Here is a 16,605-nt window from a genome sequence, read left to right as displayed (position 1 = left end):
AGAGAAAGTTAAATTTTTACAATATTGTTGAATTATTTCAAACCAAATTCTTCTAAAAATTTCTCCTTTGGGCGAGCTCCCATTGCTTTTTTCACTAATTTTCCATCTTGAAACATTATAAATGTTGGAATGCTCATAATCTCATAATTCTTAGAAATTTCAGGATTTTCATCAACATTTAATTTTGCAAGTATTACCTCATTTTCCAATTCCTTTGCTAATTCATTAAATATTGGTTCCATCATCCTGCAAGGTCCACACCATGAAGCCCCAAAATCCACAATTATAGGAAGATCTGTATTTTTAATAGTTTCCTGAAAATTTTCATCAGTTAGTTTTAATATTTTCTCTGGCAAATCCTTCACCTTTCTATTTTAAAAAGTATATTCATTATTTATTTTTATATATACTTTTAAATTTTACAGATTAAATTTTCATCTCGTATTCTAAATATTCTTCTGCGTTTATAGCTGCTATTGCTCCATCTGAAACAGCAGTAACGACTTGTCTTAAAGGTGTATTTCTTACATCCCCAGCAGCAAATAATCCAGTAGTAGAAGTTCTCATTTTATGATCTGTTATTATTCTACCCAGTTTATCCATTTCTACTAAGTCTTTAACTAAGGATGAATTTGGTTTAAATCCCACATACATAAAAACGCCATCTATTCTTATCTCTCTTTTCTGATTTGTTTTATTATTAAAAATTACTACCGTCTCGACCAAATCCTTTCCTTTGATTTCCAATAGATTAGAATTCCATAAAATATCTATTTTGGGATTTTTAAAAGCTTTTTCTTGTAGCATCTTTCTTGCTCTTAATTTATCCCTTCTATGAACTACCTTTAAAGATGATACAAATTTAGTTAAATAAATTGCCTCCTGAACAGCTGAATCACCACCACCAACAACAAGGATATCTTTATCCTTAAACAAAGGGCCATCACAAGTTGCACAATATGAAACTCCTCTTCCTTTAAACTCCCTTTCTCCAGGAATACCCAGTTCAGCCGGACTTGCTCCAGTTGCAACTATAACAGTTTTAGCAAAAAAATCACCCCGGTTAGTTTTTAACTTAAAGATTTTGTTTTCCTTTTCAACAAAATCAACCTGGACAAAGTTCATAAACTCAACATTAAAATTATTACACTGTTCTTCCATAAGTTTAGTTAACTCTTGACCAGACATACCATTGGGAAATGCTGGGTAGTTTTCGATAAAATCTGTAAGAGCTACCTTACCACCGGGCATTTGTGATTCTATAATGAGGGGTGATAAAGCTGACCTGGCTGCATATATTCCAGCACTCATTCCCGCTGGACCTGCTCCAATAATAATTAAATCTCTTACCTTCATTTTTTATTTCAACCTAAATATAACTATAATTATTCAAATAGATAGAAAAAAGTTTAATCAAATTTTTATATAAAGTCAAATTGTGGTATATTTTTGTTGTTACTAAAACAAAATGTTAAAAATAATTACTAAAATAGCTTATTATTATAACCTTTATATGAGAATATTAGTTTTAAATCCAGTAACAGTCAAATATAAAAGAAAAAAAATATTTCATGACAATAAAATTTAAAAGAGAAAAAATAAATGATGAAAAACTTATAAGATATTACACAAGAGGGGATGAGGAAGCTCTTGTTCAACTTGTAAAACGTCACCAGAAAAATATCTATAATTTATCATTCCGCTTTATGAATAATTCTCAAGACGCATGGGATGCAACTCAGGAAACATTTATCAGATTAATTAAAAGAGCTAAAAGCTTTAAGGGAGCTTCCAAGTTTTCTACATGGCTTTATAGAATCACATGTAATGTCTGTAAAGACATACTTATTAAAAGAAAAAAATTAATATCTGGTTCTTATGAAGAACTAAAATTAACAGAAAAGGTTACTTATAAAAATAGATTTAATGAAGTTTCAAATAGAATTTTAGAAGCTGAAGAAACAGATAAAGTACAGAACCTACTTCAAAAACTACCACAACATCTTAGAATTGTAATTGTACTAAATGATATATACGATTTGAAATATAAAGAAATATCTGAAATTTTAAATATTCCCTTAGGAACAGTTAAATCAAGAATAAGCAGGTCTCGAGAGATCTTAAGAAATATTTTGAAAGAAGAAAGAGAACAAAAAATAGATTTTTAAAGTCTTATATTAAAAGATATATTTAAAGGTGATAAATTGAATTGCAAAAATATAAAAAATATGATTTCTGAATATATTGATTCTGAACTCTCTATTAACCAAAATAAAAAAGTAGAAGAGCATATAAAAACATGCCCAGATTGCAAAAAGTATTTTAATGAGATAAAAGGTGTAAAAGAGTTCATCTCCTCATCTGCTTTTTATGATTTATCTTTTGATAAAGCAAAAAAGTTGGCTAAATTAGTTAGAGAAAAAAGTATAGAAATTCATCCAACTCTAATACCCAAACCAATCTGGTCAAGATGGCAATTTATTTCAATTATAAGCGTATTAGCTATATTAATATTAGGAACTTTAGTACTTAGAACCTATGGTCCGTACTTTGCTTCTCCAATTCTTATGGAGAAAGCAGCTCAAGAAGCTGAGGAATTGTCAAAAGGAGCCACTATTTCAGAAGAAACTACACCTAAAGAATTTGGCAATGGAGAAGATACAGTAGAAGGAGAAGTTAAAGATGAAGAAGTAGCTGAAGCTGAGCAATCGGTAGTAACTGAAGAGGGTATAGTGGAACGAGAATTAATAACTATAAAGCCTGGAGTTTTCGTACCACAACCTATAATAACTGTTTCAGAAAATGATTATACACAAAATTATATTGATGAATTTTTTACAAAACAAAAATCTGAAGAAAGGATATCTACACAAGAAACTATTGAACAAATTTTACCAATAGATTCAAATCAAGTCCTCTTAATAAAAGATGAATACGATAAGATATTATATAAAAGTATAAAATCCAAAGTTTTACAATTTCCACATTTTGATGAAAATTTAAAGATATTAGAATCTGAAATATATAAATATCTTACAGGGCAAGAACAATTACCTGAGAAGTTCCCACTGTTAATCTTCTCTGTAGAAAAAGCAAGGTTTGAGGGGAAAGATGCTTTCATAATTTCTGGTATAGGTCCTGGAAAAGATTTTGAAAAAGATAAACTTACTAAACAATTTGTTTGTGTTATAGAAGCTGGTACAAATAAGATACTCCATCTAAAAACTATTGACTAACGCAATCATCCTTAAAGAACATCTGTGATTATCATATAGTTCTCAGTTTATTTATATTTCCTGAATGCTTCTTTTATTCTTGATTCTAACTCTTCCTCAGAATTTATATTACTTACATCCAAATCCACATCCATAATAGCCTTAAGTGCACATCTTACTATCCATGTTACTTGAAGCTTCTTACCTCCTGTTTCTTCAGATTCAGTACCTAACTTTAACATGTATGTATACATTTCTTTAGGCATAGTAATAGGTACTCTCCTGTAATCAGCTTTAGATTCCATTAAAACCTCCAAAATTTATTTTTAAGTAAAAATACTTTTATCTACTTGAGTATAAACTCCTTGATGCAAAAAGTCAAAAACATATACTATTAAAAGCATTATATTTAATGGATTTTCTTAAGCTTATTAACTATAAGATCAACATTTTTTAAATATGATTTTATATTTAGACACTCGCTTATCTGCTCATTAGTTAAAACTAAACAAATTTCATCACTGCTTAGTAATGCCTGTTTAAAACTGATTTTTTCACTGTAGACTTTGTCTGAACATTTTTTTACCAAATCATGTGCTCTATCTCTTAATAAACCAGCTTTAACAAGTTCTATTAAAACATTTTCAGAAAATATAAGTCCCTTTGATAGTTCAAGATTTTTCCTCATATTTTCAGGAAAAACAATCAAGTTTTTCATCATATACTTAAATTTATAAAGCATATAGTCTAATAAGATTGTGCTATTAGGTAATATGAGTCTCTCTGTTGAAGAATGAGACATATCCCTCTCCCCCCAAAGAGAAATATTTTCCATAGACGTCTGAGCATAACCTCTTAATAATCTTGCAAGTCCACATAATCTCTCACTGATAATTGGATTTCTTTTATGAGGCATAGCAGATGAGCCTATCTGGCTATTAGAAAACGGTTCCTGAACTTCATCTATTTCTGTTCTCTGAAGATTTCTTATCTCTGTTGCCATTTTCTCAATACTGCTTCCTGCTAAAGCCAATACATTTAGACAATAAGCATGTCTGTCCCTATGAATTATCTGACTTGAAATTGGCTCTGGTTTTAAATCTAACTTCTCACATACATATCTCTCAACCTCAGGATTTATATTAGAATATGTTCCAACTGCTCCTGAAATCTTGCAATAACTTATCTCATTCTTTGCTCTCATAATTCTTGACCTATTTCTGTCCATTTCAAATGCCCAGTTAGCCATTTTTACTCCAAAGGTTATAGGTTCTGCATGCATGCCATGTGTTCTTCCTACCATCAAATCGTATTTAAATTTAATCGCCTTTTCTTTGAGTATTTCTATTAATCCATTTAAGTCTCTTGTTATAATTGTGAGGGCATCCCTTAAATTTAGAGATAATGCTGTATCCTTAATATCAGATGATGTAAGACCAAAATGTAGAAATCGAGCGTCTTGTCCAATATTTTCTGAAATATTTTTTAAAAAAGCAGCTACATCATGTTTAGTTGTTTTTTCTATCTCTGAGATTCTCTTTAAATCAAAACTTATTTTCCCTTTTATCCTTTCTAAAACACCTTTTGGAATTATCCCAATTTTTGTTTGTATCTCACATACTAAAAGCTCAATCTCTAACCATCTTCTGTATTTGTTTTCATCTGACCAGATTTTTTTAATCTCAGGTCTGCTATATCTTGATATCAATGAATCCTCCTATAAAAGTATATTTTTTAAATTAATATAATTTATATTTTGTTAAATCTAATTATTGTTAGAGATTTGTGCCATGATTCTGAAGACATTTTAAATTCCCCCTCTCCCTTTCCCTCTCCCACCAAGGGAGAGGATAAATCCCCCTACCCCCTCCCATCAAGGGAGGGGAATCGACTGATTTTGATATTTAGTTTATTACCAAATTGATTCTTCAAACTTAATTATTTGATCTCTTTCCGGACCAACAGATACTAATTTTATAGGAACTTTTACTTCATCCTCTATTCTCTTTATATATTTCTTTGCTTCTTTCGGTAAATCATTAAAATTTCTTACTTCTGATATCTCCTCTTCCCATCCTAAAAAATTCTCATATAAAGGGTTCACATTATGGAAAATGTTTTGATTATAGGGAAGCTCCTTATAATATTTATCATTATAAGAGTAGCTATTACAGATTTTTATATTATTTAAAAATGAAAGCACATCTAATTTTGTAAGAGCAAGGAATGTAATACTATTAATTCTACTTGCGTATTTAAGTAAAACTGTATCAAGCCATCCACACCTTCGAGGTCTTCCTGTTGTAGCTCCATATTCAGAACCTTTCTCCCTCAACATAGTTCCTAATTTCCCCTTTATCTCTGTTGGGAAAGGTCCTTGACCAACTCTGGTTGTGTAAGCTTTAGTTACTCCTATAATCTTATCAATTCTTGTTGGTCCAATACCAGAACCGATACATGCGCTAGCTGCAACTGTTGATGATGAAGTCACAAAGGGATAAGTACCATGATCTATGTCTAAAAAAGTTCCCTGTGCTCCTTCAAATAATACTTTTTTGTCTTCATCAAGAGCATCATTTATTAATTTTGATGTATCTGAAACATAATCGCCTATTTTTTGTGATAAATATTTGAATTTCTCCAATATATCATTAAAATCCAGTGGCTGGAGATTATAGATTTTAGTTAAAATAGCATTCTTTTCCTTTAATACAAATTCAAGTTTTTTGTTAAATACTTTTATATTTAATAAATCTTGCATTCTTATTCCAGAGCGAGAAGCTTTATCAGAATAAGATGGTCCAATTCCTCTTTTTGTTGTTCCAATCTTCATATTACCTAATAGATTTTCTCTTACTTCATCTAAAATTCTGTGATAAGGCATCACAAGATGAGAATTTGGACTAATTTTCAAGTTTGAAGTAGTAATTTTTTTACTGTGCAAATAATCAATTTCATTGACTAATGCTTCTAAATCTACAACAACACCATTGCCAATGACATTTATAATATCTGGATTTAAAATTCCTGAAGGTATAAGATGGAATTGAAATTTATGTTCTTTTGTTACTACGGTATGACCAGCGTTATTCCCACCCTGAAATCTTACAACTACATCAGCATCTTTAGAAAGATAATCTATGATTTTACCCTTTCCTTCATCACCCCATTGAGTTCCAATTACTACAATACCTGGCAAATTAAATCACCTTTCCTTTTTAATTTTTTAATTAGTATTTATTATTCTGTTAAATGACCTCTTATTTTATGCAAGGCTAAAGCCTTGCCCTCCTATTTTTTGTTTTTTTAAAACATCTCTAGCAGTTATAACTCCCGAAACAGATGCATGGACTAAACCTCTACTGATCCCAGCACCATCTCCAATTGCATACATATTTTTTATCTCTGTTTCTAAATTTGGAGATAGATGAAGTCTACACGAGTAAAATTTGGTTTCGATTCCATAAAGAAGAGTATCTCTTGCTTCCACTCCTGGAACTATATCATTTAGTGCACTTAACATCTCTAATATATCTAAAAGATATCTATACGGAAGTACAAAACTTAAATCACCAGGTGTTGCTTCTTTTAGAGTTGGTATTACTTTACTTCGTTTTATTCTAACCATAGTAGACCTTCTTCCCTTTTTCAAATCACCCAATCTCTGAATAATAGTTCCACCACCAAGTAGATTCGCTAATCTCGCAATATATTTTCCATAAGCTATGGGTTCTTTAAATGGTTCTGTAAAATTGGTAGATACAAGTAAAGCAAAATTTGTATTATCTGTCTTATCTTTCGCATAACTATGACCATTTACAGTTATTACATCTCCATATTTTTCAGTAGAAACAATACCATATGGATTCATACAGAATGTTCTAACCTGATCCTCAAACTGCTTTGAGTAATATATTAATTTTGATTCATGAAAGTAATCTGTAACTGGTTTCATAACATATGCTGGCACCTCCACCCTCAATCCAATATCTACCGCATTATTTTCTACTTTTAGCTTTAACCTTTTCACCTCTTTCATTAACCAGTCTGAACCTTCTCTACCTGGTGATAAAATTAGATTTTTGCATAAATATCTAGTTCCATTAGCAAGCACTACACCACCAACCTTGTTATCAGATGTTAAAACTTTTACAACTTCACTTTCAGTCAATACTTCTACCTTGGAACTTATATAAGATCTCATCCTCTCTAAAACATGAACACACCTATCCGTACCTAAATGTCTTATTGGGGTAGGAATAAATAACAAACCAGATCTTTTAGCTTTATCTTTCAAAGCCTTAACTCTATCTTCATCCAAACAAATATCGTCGTTAGGAGCTCCAAATTCTAAATATATGTCATCAATATATTCTATTAATTCTGAGAATTCCTTTTCAGAAATATACTCACTTAACCATCCACCTATTTTCGTAGATAGATTTAACTTTCCATCACTAAAAGCTCCTGCTCCTCCCCAACCACTAGTAATGGCGCACAATTTACACTTTAAGCATTTTTTGCCTTTTCCTGGACAATCCCTTTCTTTAAGATCTTTTCCCTTTTCTAAAAGTAGAACATCTAAATCGTTATTTTTTGTCAACTCAATCGCTGAAAAAATACCAGAAGGTCCTCCACCAACAATAATCACATCATATATTTTTGCCAATCTATCTCCTTTTAATAAGAATAATTTTCATTTTTCACCACATCTTATTTTATATTATTCAGGTGAAAATAGAAAAATAAAAAATAATTACCCTTGGAAGATTTGAGCATAATTTTACGAAGGCTGTCTATAATTTTTAATGTGGTAAGTGTTTTAAGAAATAAATAACAATTAGTCTGGGTATTAAATGATAATAAGTATCGGAGTTTTATAGAAATTATCTGTATTTTTTATATGGCAACAAACATTAAAGTATTTATGAAAGTTCTTTGTATTCTTCAGTATAATCAGCAAATTTTGTAAATCGAGGTCTAAAAGTAAGCTTAATATCACCGGTTGGACCATTTCTATGTTTTCTAATTATTATCTCTGCAATTCCAGCATCTTCAGTATCCGAATTATAAAGCTCATCTCTATAAATAAAGATTACTAAGTCAGCATCCTGTTCTATTGCTCCAGACTCTCTTAAATCCGCAAGTTGAGGTCTTTTATTCTGTCTTAATTCACATGCGCGTGAAAGTTGTGAAACTGCAACTACAGGAACATTAAATTCTCTACCCAAAATTTTTAAAGACCTGGATATTTCGGAGACCTCTTGTTGCCTATTTTGAAGATTAGCAGGTCCAGTCATTAATTGTATATAATCAACAACTATCAAGGCAATATTTTGTTGAGTTATAAGTCTTCTTGTCTTAGTTCTTAACTCCATCATATTTATTGATGCTGTGTCATCAATGAAAATAGGGGCTTCAGCTAACTCACCTACAACTTTTGCCAACCTGGGCCAGTCATCTTCTTTAAGTCTTCCAGTCTTAAGTCTGGTTGCATCAATCTCTGCTTCCGAACACATAATCCTTTGGGAAAGTTGGTGACAAGCCATTTCTAAAGAGAATATAGCTACTGGTTTTTTCAATTGTAGTCCAACATATTGAGCTATTCCTAAAACAAGTGATGTTTTTCCCATTGATGGTCTTCCAGCAACTATGATTAAATCAGATGGTTGGAGTCCAGATGTTAATCTATCAAGGTCTTTAAATCCAGTTGAAAGTCCAGTTATCTGAGTTCCCATTCCATGAAGCTTTTCGATCTGCTCAAATCCTTCTTTTAGAAGATCTTTTAAGACTGTAAAGTCTCCTTTAATTTTCCTCTTTGATACATCAAAAATTATCTGTTCTGCGGTATCAACTGTCTTTTCTATACTCTCTGGAACCTCATAGCCCATAGCAGCAATCTTTGTCGCTGCTTCAATGAGTCTTCTTAAAGTAGCATTTTGCGTTATAATGGTCGCATAATGTTTCGCATTTGCTGCTAATGGTACATTACTTATTAGTGTATGAATGTAGGCTTTTCCGCCTACATCCTCCAAGACATTCATTCTTTTTAATTCTTCAGTAATAGTTATCGGATCTGCTGCTTCTCCTCTAACATAAACATTCTTTATTGCACTATATATCTTTTTGTGGTTACCTCTGTAAAAGTCGTCATCATCTAATATTTCTCCACCAATTGCAATCGCATCCTGAGATATCATCATTGCACCAAGGATTGATTCTTCTGCTTCAATATTATGTGGTGGAATTCTATCAAGCCTTGTTAAATCGAGTGAACTTTTTGAATTTTTTCTCGCCATTTTTAACCTATTATTTTCAAATGTTAAAAATATTTTAAAAGGAGTTTTTTATATTAAAATTAAACATTTTTCTAATTTAATTATCTTTGAATTTTATTTATCTTCTTCTTTTTTTATCTTCTCCTTCTCCTCTACCTCTTTCTTCTCTTTTATTTTCTCTTCTTCTATTTCCTTTCTCCATGGCTCGAGTTCTAACCACTCTCTTCCAGTTTCATCTACTACCCTTATTTTTACATGAGCCTCCACTTCAGGATAAAGTCGAATATCAACTACATATTCCCCGATATATCTGATACTTTCTTTTAAAATTATTCTTCTTTTGTCTATAGCTATTTCAGTTTCATCCTGAATCTTTTCAAATATATCTCTTTCTGTTACCGATCCAAAAAGTTTTCCTTCTTCTCCAACTTTCTTAGATATTGTGAGAACGAGATTATTTAAGATCTCAGCTTGTGCCTTGGCATGAGCTCTATCTTTCGCTTCCGACTCCACACCCTTCTTTTTTATGACTTCTATATGTTTAATATTTCCCTCAGTAGCTTTAACTGCCAATTTTTTAGGAATTAAATAGTTTCTGGCAAATCCATCTTTTACATCTACAATATTACCAGCTCTTCCTAAATTCTCTATTGTTTCCTTAAGAATAATTTTCAAATCTATCTCCTATTAAACCTTTGTAATATATCCCATTAATGCAAGTTCTCTTGCTCTTTTAATAGCTCTTGCTAAATCAGATTGATGTTGAACACAAACCCCAGTAATCCTTCGAGGTCTTATTTTGCCCCTATCAGAAATATATCTTCTGGTTAAACCAATCTCTTTGTAATCAATATATTTAATTTTATTCTTGCAGAAAAAACAGTATCTTTTTCTCCGCTTAATTGGATATTCTGTTCTCTTTGCACTTCCTCTCTCACGCACTAATACCTCCTCTCTTAAAATGGTATATCATTTGTTTCTCCCGATTCCCCTTCAAGTAGCTCTGAGGATACTTCTTGGGCTTTTATATTTTTGGTAATTGAAGCAGTTGCCCACTCAAGACTTGGCCCTATAACTCTGGCTATAACCTCAATCTTATTTCGTGTTTGACCATCCTGAGTCTCCCAGGTTCTCATCTGAAGCCTTCCATTTACAATTATCCTATCCCCCTTTTTCAAAGATTCAGCACAATTTTCAGCTAAACTTCTCCACGCAACTACATCAACATAACTTACATCTTCCTGCCACTCTCCTATGCTATTTTGCCATCTCCTACTCACTGCTATTCCAAAATTTGCTACAGGACTTCCACTTGGAGTGAATCTTAATTCTGGATCTCTGGTTAAGTTACCTAATATCGTTATATTATTTATACTTGCCATCTTTTCCCTCTCTTAAATATTTAAAATAATACACTAAATTTTATTATAAATTTTTATAAAGTAATACTTTTTATTTTGGACCTTGGTAATTATTATTAATAATAATCTTTTACTCTACTTTCTCTAAATCTTCTCTTCTAAAAATTCTAAATCTTATTATTCCTTCTGTTATTTTTAATACCCTTTTTAATTCTTCAATTAATTCATTTGAACCTGAAAAAAATAAAACATAATATGTTCCTATATCATAACCTTTTATTGAATAAGCTAATTTTTTCTCTCCCCACTTATCAATGCTATATAACTCAGCATCATATTTTGATATTATATCCTTGACTTTGGAAACTAGATCTTCTTGTTCTTTTTCACCAAGAGTAGAATCAGTAATCATCATCATCTCATATCTCCTCACAAATTACCTCCTTTGGACAAAATTACCCCTAAAAGGGATAAGATTCTTACAAATAAGTGCAAATTATACCATGAAATCTTCAGAATAAATAATATTTATTCATACATATTCTTATAGAATTATTTAACGAAGTGTATTGAAAATTTAATAAAAATTCTATAAGAAAATTTTTTTTATAAAAACTTTGTATCTTAAATTATAAACTAATTATTTTGTAATTTTAATTAAATTCTTATAAATTGTTGTTACTATAACAAAATGTTAAAAATAATTACTAAAATAAAACGTTAAGTTTATTTTTAAATATTCATTTATTACTCACCCCAGGGAAATTTTACCTCAGAACTGGAGGTAGCTTTTATTTCTATAGAACCTTTTATAAAATTATCAATAAATATAAAATTTGCAATTTTAGAGGTTGTTACTATAACTTCGTTATTATTAGCAAAATATGATACCAACTTAGCATTATTTTTTTCAGCTATAGCTTTTGCTACATTCTCACCATCTTCTAAAAACAGAATCTCTTGAGCTGCAGCTAAAGAGGCTGCATCTGAAGCTGATTTTGCATCTGCTCTAGTCTTAAAAAGAATTGCAACATCTATAATAAATGGAGTAAATACTATTAGAACTATAGTGATTGTTATACTTAGAATAGTTACATTACCTCTTTGAAAGTTGAACTTTTTTATAAATTTTCTAAGTTTAATTATAAGACCCTTATTAAGATTTTCCATTTTATCTATTAAACTTCATAGTTTATTACTCTTTTTCAATCCTCATTGTCGCTGATGATCTTAAACAAATATTACTAGGAAAAAATGATTTTATTATAGGAATAACAATTGGAGGTTTATATTCAATCAATACAGTCAAATAATCTCCAATTTTTCTACCTGATGAGGGGTTAATAGATATATTTAACATATCATAATCAAGAGTTCTTGTTGAATTTCTTATTGAGTTTATAATCTTTGAGTTATTATTTGTAACTGAACCATCCCTTACCCCTTCCCTCGCAGCATGAGTAATAACAAGTTGAGCGTTTACTATGATTCCTGATTGAACAATCACTAAAATTACTATCAGTATAATTGGTAAGACCAGAGCAAATTCAGTTGCTGATTGACCTTTCTCTTTTCTAAATAATACATAAATATTGTTCATAAACTTATCCTTATTTTATAGAATTTTATGGCTCTTCACTAAAAAGTGTAGTTAATATTATTTTTTTAAATTATTTTTTTCAAAAATTTTAAGCTCTTTTCCAAAAAGTATAGTTATCTACAACTGTAGTTTCTAACAGTGTAGTTATCTACATATGTAGTCCCCTCCACTCGTGAAAGGAGTAAGAAGATCTTCTCTTATTATTCCCCTCCCCTTGTGGGAGGGGATTTTAGGGGAGGGGGAAATATTTAAATTATCAAATTTACACCCTCTCCCTATCCCTCACCCATAAAGGGAGAGGAAAATGATCTTAACTTTAAGGAACACCTGCTATTAAATTTTAAGGAGTACTAAAATTTTATAAAAAGGACATTAATTTTGAAAAAATTGCATTCAGGTATTCTGAAAATTTAGGACTTGCTATTTTAAGAAGTATTCCAACAAGTACAAAAGCAACCGCAATAATTAAGGCATATTCAATTGTGCTTTGCCCTTTCTCCATTTTTACTCTCTTTAGTATTACTTTCATTTGTTTTCCCCTTTCTTATAATTATTGACTCTTAAATAATTATTGTTCTTTTAGGTTAAATATTTAAAATTGAAAAAATAAATGTTCCCACTGCGATAGTCAAAAATCCTGGAAGTATAAAAAATATTAGTGGAAAAAGGATCAAAATAGGAATTTTTCTAGCTCTTTGTTCTTCCCTCTTATGAACTCTAAGTCTACAATCCTTTGCTTGATTTTCTAAAATCTCAGATACGGGAACACCAAATATTTCTCCCTGTATTAAAGCTGAAATAAAACTTTTTAATTCACTGCTTTCTGTTCTACCAATCAGTTCATTAAAAGCTTCCTGTTTAGGTTTGCCCAATTTCAAATTCCTTACCAGATTCCTTAATTCTTTACCCAACAAACCAACTGTATTATTTGTAACCAAATATAGTGCTTTCCTTAAATTCAACCCTGCTTTACAACTTAAATTTAGTTCATCAATCACCTTTGGCAAATCTCGATCTATTAAAACACTCTCTCTTGCTACCTTCTTCCTAATATAAAAATCTGGTATAAAAAAGAAAAGTATACTAATGACAACTAAAAACAGGGTAAAGGATTTAATTGAATTACTATAGATGATGGAGATAATTATTGCTAATACTACAAATACTATTTTCATAGAAATTATTTTTTCTAATAAGTCTTCATCAAAATTTTTATAAGAATCGTTATAGAAAATTAAAAAATTTTTAAAATTTTTAGATTTAAAAAATAATCTAATTAGCTTATGTCTCTTTAATATTTCAATAATTTCTTTGAACAGTAATTGAAATTTTTTTAAAATTTTATTATTTTCTCTTTCCTTGTGTCTTGAATAATTGATTCCTGGCTTTGTTATTCCTCTTATAATTAAATAACCAATTAGATTTAGCAACAAGCCTGTTAAAACAATTGTCACACCTAATGTTTTTGAAAAAACTAACTTAACATGTTCACTTTCAAAAATGTAAAATAATACGAAATATCCCAACGGAAGAAAGGAGATTATGTTTCCAGAAAGACGACCTTGCGTTGTAAAGACTCTTATTTCCTCTTTTAGATTTTGTCTTTCTCTTATTATATTTATTAAAGAGCTAAATATTTCAGTGACATCGCCTCCAACCCTTCCCGTTATTTCTATTGCTGAAACAATCAAATCTATCTCTGGTATTTTAATTCTACTTGCCATATTATGAAGTGATTTCAATATGTCAATATCTATATTTATTTCATTTATCACTTTTTTAAGTTCCTCACCTAATGGTGACTTTATCTTTTTACTACATATCTCAAGCCCATTTCTTATAGTAAGTCCTGCTCTTAAGGTAATATTTAATAAAGATAAAAATTCTAAAATCTGGTTTTCGATAAGATTTCTTCTTTTTCTTTTTAATAAATCATTAATGGGAATAAATATAAAAATGCCAAATGGCGAAAAGATAGTAGAAATAAGAAGATTTTCAGAAAACAGATAAATTAATAAACCCAAAATAAAAATTCCGTTTAATACTACTAATAAAAGCTTTTTAGCTGAAAGATATATTTCAAATTTCTGAGCAAATCTTTCATAGCACTGCTTGAAGAAGTTATATAAATTATTAACAAATCGAGGTCTTTGTAATTTTAAAAATTTAGTATTTATAAATAAATTCATAATGACCTAACATAAAGGAATTTTAAAAATCAATGCATTTTTAACTTAATACCTTGTGAAAGCAGTTTATTATAAAAATTTGGCATATTACCTGTATAGTAGAAGTTTCCTAATACCTTACCACCAGAATCCACTCCCTCCTGTTTGAAAACGAAGATATCCTTAACTTTTACATCTTCCCTTTCAAGCAGTATCTCACTTATCTTAGTTACTCTTCTTTTACCATCAGGGAATCTCTCCATATGTATTATTAAATCTAAGGCTGCTATGATCATTCTCTTAACCGATTTCGTTGATAGGTTTACATCAGACATTAATGTTATTGTTTCTAAACGAGAAATGAGATCTTCTGGAGAATTTGCGTGAACAGTTGTAAGAGAGCCATCATGTCCAGTATTCATAGCTTGAAGCATATCAAGTGCCTCTTTACCCCTAACTTCGCCAATTATTATTCTATCAGGTCTCATTCTTAAGGCGTTTCTAACCAAATCTCTTATGGTGATCTCACCTTTTCCTTCAATATTTGGGGGTCTGCTTTCCAAAGAAATTACATGCGGTTGTGCTAACTTTAGTTCTGCTGCATCTTCAATAGTTACCAGCCTTTCATCTGATGAAATAACTGTAGAAAGAGCATTTAGGAAAGTGGTTTTACCACTTCCAGTTCCACCTGAAATTATGATATTACATTTTCCCATAATAACTGACTTTAGAAATTTCACCATTTCATTACTTAAAGTCCCGATTTTTACCAGTTGATCCAATGAAAATAATTTCAGAATAAATTTCCTTATAGTTATTATTGGACCTACCAAGGAAAGAGGTGGAATAATAACATTTATTCTTGATCCATCTGGTAAACGAGCATCAACCATAGGGGAACTTTCATCAACTCTTAAACCCAGTGGAGATATTATCTTATCAATTAAATGATAGAGCTGCTCTTCACTTGATAATTTGATTTTAGTTTGATAGATATGTCCATCTCTTTCTATATAGATATAATTTTCCCCATTTACCATAATTTCTGATATTTCACTATCATTGATCAACGGCTCTAATCTACCCAAACCCAAAATAGAGTTAATTAAATCCTCTATTAAGTTATTCATTTGTGTTCTGGATAATATTATTTTCTCTTCCTTGAAAAGATTTATAATCTCCTTAATAAGTCTTTCTCTTTTATTTTCGAAATCGGGTATATTAAAGAGTGAAGAGTCTAATTTCTCAAGCAACTTTATTTGAATCTGATTTCTTATTTCAGATAAATCTGGCTGAGAATTTACGATACTTTCGTCACTCTTTTTAAAGAAATTCTTTTCAGAAATTAGAGAATTTCTCACTGCAGCGATCATTACTAATCCTCTTTAACCTTTAAATTTTTAGAATTAGAAATTATATAAACAAGTTTATTAATAGAACTAATTACAGATAAATCTTTTCTATCACATAATAATGTACCTTTTTGATCAAACATCATTCCCAGTGTTAAATCCTCGGATATCACCTGAGAAATTGGAATTTCTAAAAACTGCTCTATATGTCTTAAAGGAATTGCAGAAAAGCTATCATATCGATTTACAACAAGATGAATATTTGCTCCCTTTTTAAAGGAAGTAATTTCTTTTAGTAGACAATCGCATCTTCTTATTGAAAGAAATTGTGGAAGTGTAACTATTATCAGCTCATCTGAAGAATTAATACCAGCTTTTGTAGAATTTAAGTTTAAGTTATTAGGTAGATCTAAAAATATATATTCATATGAACTTCTTAATATATCTACTATCTGTTGAATATCATCTTCTCTGAATTTTTCTACTTTTTTAAAATCATTTGGAGAAAAAATAGCTGATATCTCATTATTAGTATCCTCAACCACATTTTCAACAGAGATATCACTTAATTCATCCAAAATTGAACTTAAATCACCCAAATCTTTAACTGGCTCAGTTTGAATAAAAACAG

The 16,605-nt window shown here is 30.2% G+C and carries 19 protein-coding genes; 2 read left to right on the top strand and 17 right to left on the bottom strand.

Going from position 1 to position 16,605, the window contains the following annotated elements; genetic code table 11:
* Positions 1-32: 32 nt before the first annotated feature.
* Positions 33-356, bottom strand: coding sequence for a thioredoxin (gene trxA / locus KKC53_00160; protein MBU2597588.1), 324 nt, complete (start codon positions 354-356; stop codon positions 33-35).
* Between the two features lie 70 nt (positions 357-426).
* Positions 427-1,356, bottom strand: coding sequence for a thioredoxin-disulfide reductase (trxB, locus tag KKC53_00155; GenBank protein ID MBU2597587.1), 930 nt, complete (start codon positions 1,354-1,356; stop codon positions 427-429).
* 215 nt (positions 1,357-1,571) lie between these two features.
* On the opposite strand from trxB, the gene KKC53_00150 reads away from it, so the two are divergent.
* Together KKC53_00150 and KKC53_00145 are read left to right on the top strand one after the other, a co-directional pair.
* Entirely contained in the window at positions 1,572-2,168 is a 597-nt protein-coding gene (locus tag KKC53_00150) for a sigma-70 family RNA polymerase sigma factor (GenBank protein MBU2597586.1), read from the top strand.
* A gap of 36 nt (positions 2,169-2,204) precedes the next feature.
* Entirely contained in the window at positions 2,205-3,236 is a 1,032-nt protein-coding gene (locus KKC53_00145; GenBank protein ID MBU2597585.1) for a zf-HC2 domain-containing protein, read from the top strand.
* Between the two features lie 47 nt (positions 3,237-3,283).
* Here KKC53_00145 and KKC53_00140 read toward each other — a convergent pair whose 3' ends face one another.
* The 15 genes from KKC53_00140 to KKC53_00070 form a co-directional block, all read right to left on the bottom strand.
* Positions 3,284-3,520 carry a hypothetical protein gene (locus KKC53_00140; GenBank protein ID MBU2597584.1) on the bottom strand — a complete coding sequence of 79 codons (237 nt, stop codon included), beginning with the start codon at positions 3,518-3,520 and terminating at the stop codon, positions 3,284-3,286.
* A gap of 104 nt (positions 3,521-3,624) precedes the next feature.
* Positions 3,625-4,923, bottom strand: a complete 1,299-nt coding sequence (locus tag KKC53_00135) for an adenylosuccinate lyase (GenBank protein MBU2597583.1) — start codon at positions 4,921-4,923, stop codon at positions 3,625-3,627.
* A 204-nt stretch (positions 4,924-5,127) separates the two neighbouring features.
* The gene (locus KKC53_00130) at positions 5,128-6,414 is read right to left on the bottom strand and encodes an adenylosuccinate synthase (protein MBU2597582.1); all 1,287 of its coding nucleotides are present in this window, start codon (positions 6,412-6,414) and stop codon (positions 5,128-5,130) included.
* Positions 6,415-6,480: 66 nt separating this feature from the next.
* A complete protein-coding gene (locus tag KKC53_00125) occupies positions 6,481-7,884 on the bottom strand; it encodes an NAD(P)/FAD-dependent oxidoreductase (GenBank protein ID MBU2597581.1) in 1,404 nt (467 codons plus the stop codon).
* A gap of 256 nt (positions 7,885-8,140) precedes the next feature.
* Positions 8,141-9,514, bottom strand: coding sequence for a replicative DNA helicase (dnaB, locus tag KKC53_00120; protein MBU2597580.1), 1,374 nt, complete (start codon positions 9,512-9,514; stop codon positions 8,141-8,143).
* A gap of 93 nt (positions 9,515-9,607) precedes the next feature.
* Positions 9,608-10,168, bottom strand: coding sequence for a 50S ribosomal protein L9 (gene rplI, locus KKC53_00115; GenBank protein MBU2597579.1), 561 nt, complete (start codon positions 10,166-10,168; stop codon positions 9,608-9,610).
* A gap of 12 nt (positions 10,169-10,180) precedes the next feature.
* The gene (rpsR, locus tag KKC53_00110; GenBank protein MBU2597578.1) at positions 10,181-10,435 is read right to left on the bottom strand and encodes a 30S ribosomal protein S18; all 255 of its coding nucleotides are present in this window, start codon (positions 10,433-10,435) and stop codon (positions 10,181-10,183) included.
* Between the two features lie 14 nt (positions 10,436-10,449).
* The gene (gene ssb, locus KKC53_00105) at positions 10,450-10,875 is read right to left on the bottom strand and encodes a single-stranded DNA-binding protein (protein ID MBU2597577.1); all 426 of its coding nucleotides are present in this window, start codon (positions 10,873-10,875) and stop codon (positions 10,450-10,452) included.
* 109 nt (positions 10,876-10,984) lie between these two features.
* A complete protein-coding gene (gene rpsF / locus KKC53_00100) occupies positions 10,985-11,287 on the bottom strand; it encodes a 30S ribosomal protein S6 (protein ID MBU2597576.1) in 303 nt (100 codons plus the stop codon).
* Between the two features lie 314 nt (positions 11,288-11,601).
* A complete protein-coding gene (locus tag KKC53_00095; protein MBU2597575.1) occupies positions 11,602-12,024 on the bottom strand; it encodes a hypothetical protein in 423 nt (140 codons plus the stop codon).
* 25 nt (positions 12,025-12,049) lie between these two features.
* Entirely contained in the window at positions 12,050-12,454 is a 405-nt protein-coding gene (locus KKC53_00090; protein ID MBU2597574.1) for a pilus assembly protein, read from the bottom strand.
* Positions 12,455-12,812: 358 nt separating this feature from the next.
* Positions 12,813-12,983: a Flp family type IVb pilin gene (locus tag KKC53_00085; GenBank protein ID MBU2597573.1), complete on the bottom strand. Its 171-nt coding sequence runs from the start codon at positions 12,981-12,983 to the stop codon at positions 12,813-12,815.
* 55 nt (positions 12,984-13,038) lie between these two features.
* On the bottom strand, positions 13,039-14,643 hold the full coding sequence (locus KKC53_00080) for a type II secretion system F family protein (GenBank protein ID MBU2597572.1): 1,605 nt from the start codon (positions 14,641-14,643) through the stop codon (positions 13,039-13,041).
* Positions 14,644-14,672: 29 nt separating this feature from the next.
* Positions 14,673-15,995, bottom strand: a complete 1,323-nt coding sequence (locus KKC53_00075; GenBank protein ID MBU2597571.1) for a CpaF family protein — start codon at positions 15,993-15,995, stop codon at positions 14,673-14,675.
* A gap of 2 nt (positions 15,996-15,997) precedes the next feature.
* Positions 15,998-16,605 (bottom strand): AAA family ATPase (locus KKC53_00070; protein MBU2597570.1); only part of this gene is annotated, 608 nt, incomplete at its 5' end.

Source organism: Actinomycetota bacterium, from assembly GCA_018830725.1.
Taxonomy (GTDB): domain Bacteria; phylum Actinomycetota; class Humimicrobiia; order JAHJRV01; family JAHJRV01; genus JAHJRV01.
Note: the sequence above shows the minus strand (reverse complement) of the source record. Positions and strands in the feature narration are given on the sequence as shown.

Bases quoted from the DNA above. Each gene is read 5' to 3' on its own strand.
- trxB (MBU2597587.1), bottom strand. From the start codon at position 1,356: ATGAAGGTAAGAGATTTAATTATTATTGGAGCAGGTCCAGCGGGAATG.
- KKC53_00150 (MBU2597586.1), top strand. From the start codon at position 1,572: ATGACAATAAAATTTAAAAGAGAAAAAATAAATGATGAAAAACTTATA.
- KKC53_00140 (MBU2597584.1), bottom strand. From the start codon at position 3,520: ATGGAATCTAAAGCTGATTACAGGAGAGTACCTATTACTATGCCTAAA.
- dnaB (MBU2597580.1), bottom strand. From the start codon at position 9,514: ATGGCGAGAAAAAATTCAAAAAGTTCACTCGATTTAACAAGGCTTGAT.
- ssb (MBU2597577.1), bottom strand. From the start codon at position 10,875: ATGGCAAGTATAAATAATATAACGATATTAGGTAACTTAACCAGAGAT.
- KKC53_00095 (MBU2597575.1), bottom strand. From the start codon at position 12,024: ATGGAAAATCTTAATAAGGGTCTTATAATTAAACTTAGAAAATTTATA.
- KKC53_00090 (MBU2597574.1), bottom strand. From the start codon at position 12,454: ATGAACAATATTTATGTATTATTTAGAAAAGAGAAAGGTCAATCAGCA.
- KKC53_00085 (MBU2597573.1), bottom strand. From the start codon at position 12,983: ATGAAAGTAATACTAAAGAGAGTAAAAATGGAGAAAGGGCAAAGCACA.
- KKC53_00080 (MBU2597572.1), bottom strand. From the start codon at position 14,643: ATGAATTTATTTATAAATACTAAATTTTTAAAATTACAAAGACCTCGA.
- KKC53_00075 (MBU2597571.1), bottom strand. From the start codon at position 15,995: ATGATCGCTGCAGTGAGAAATTCTCTAATTTCTGAAAAGAATTTCTTT.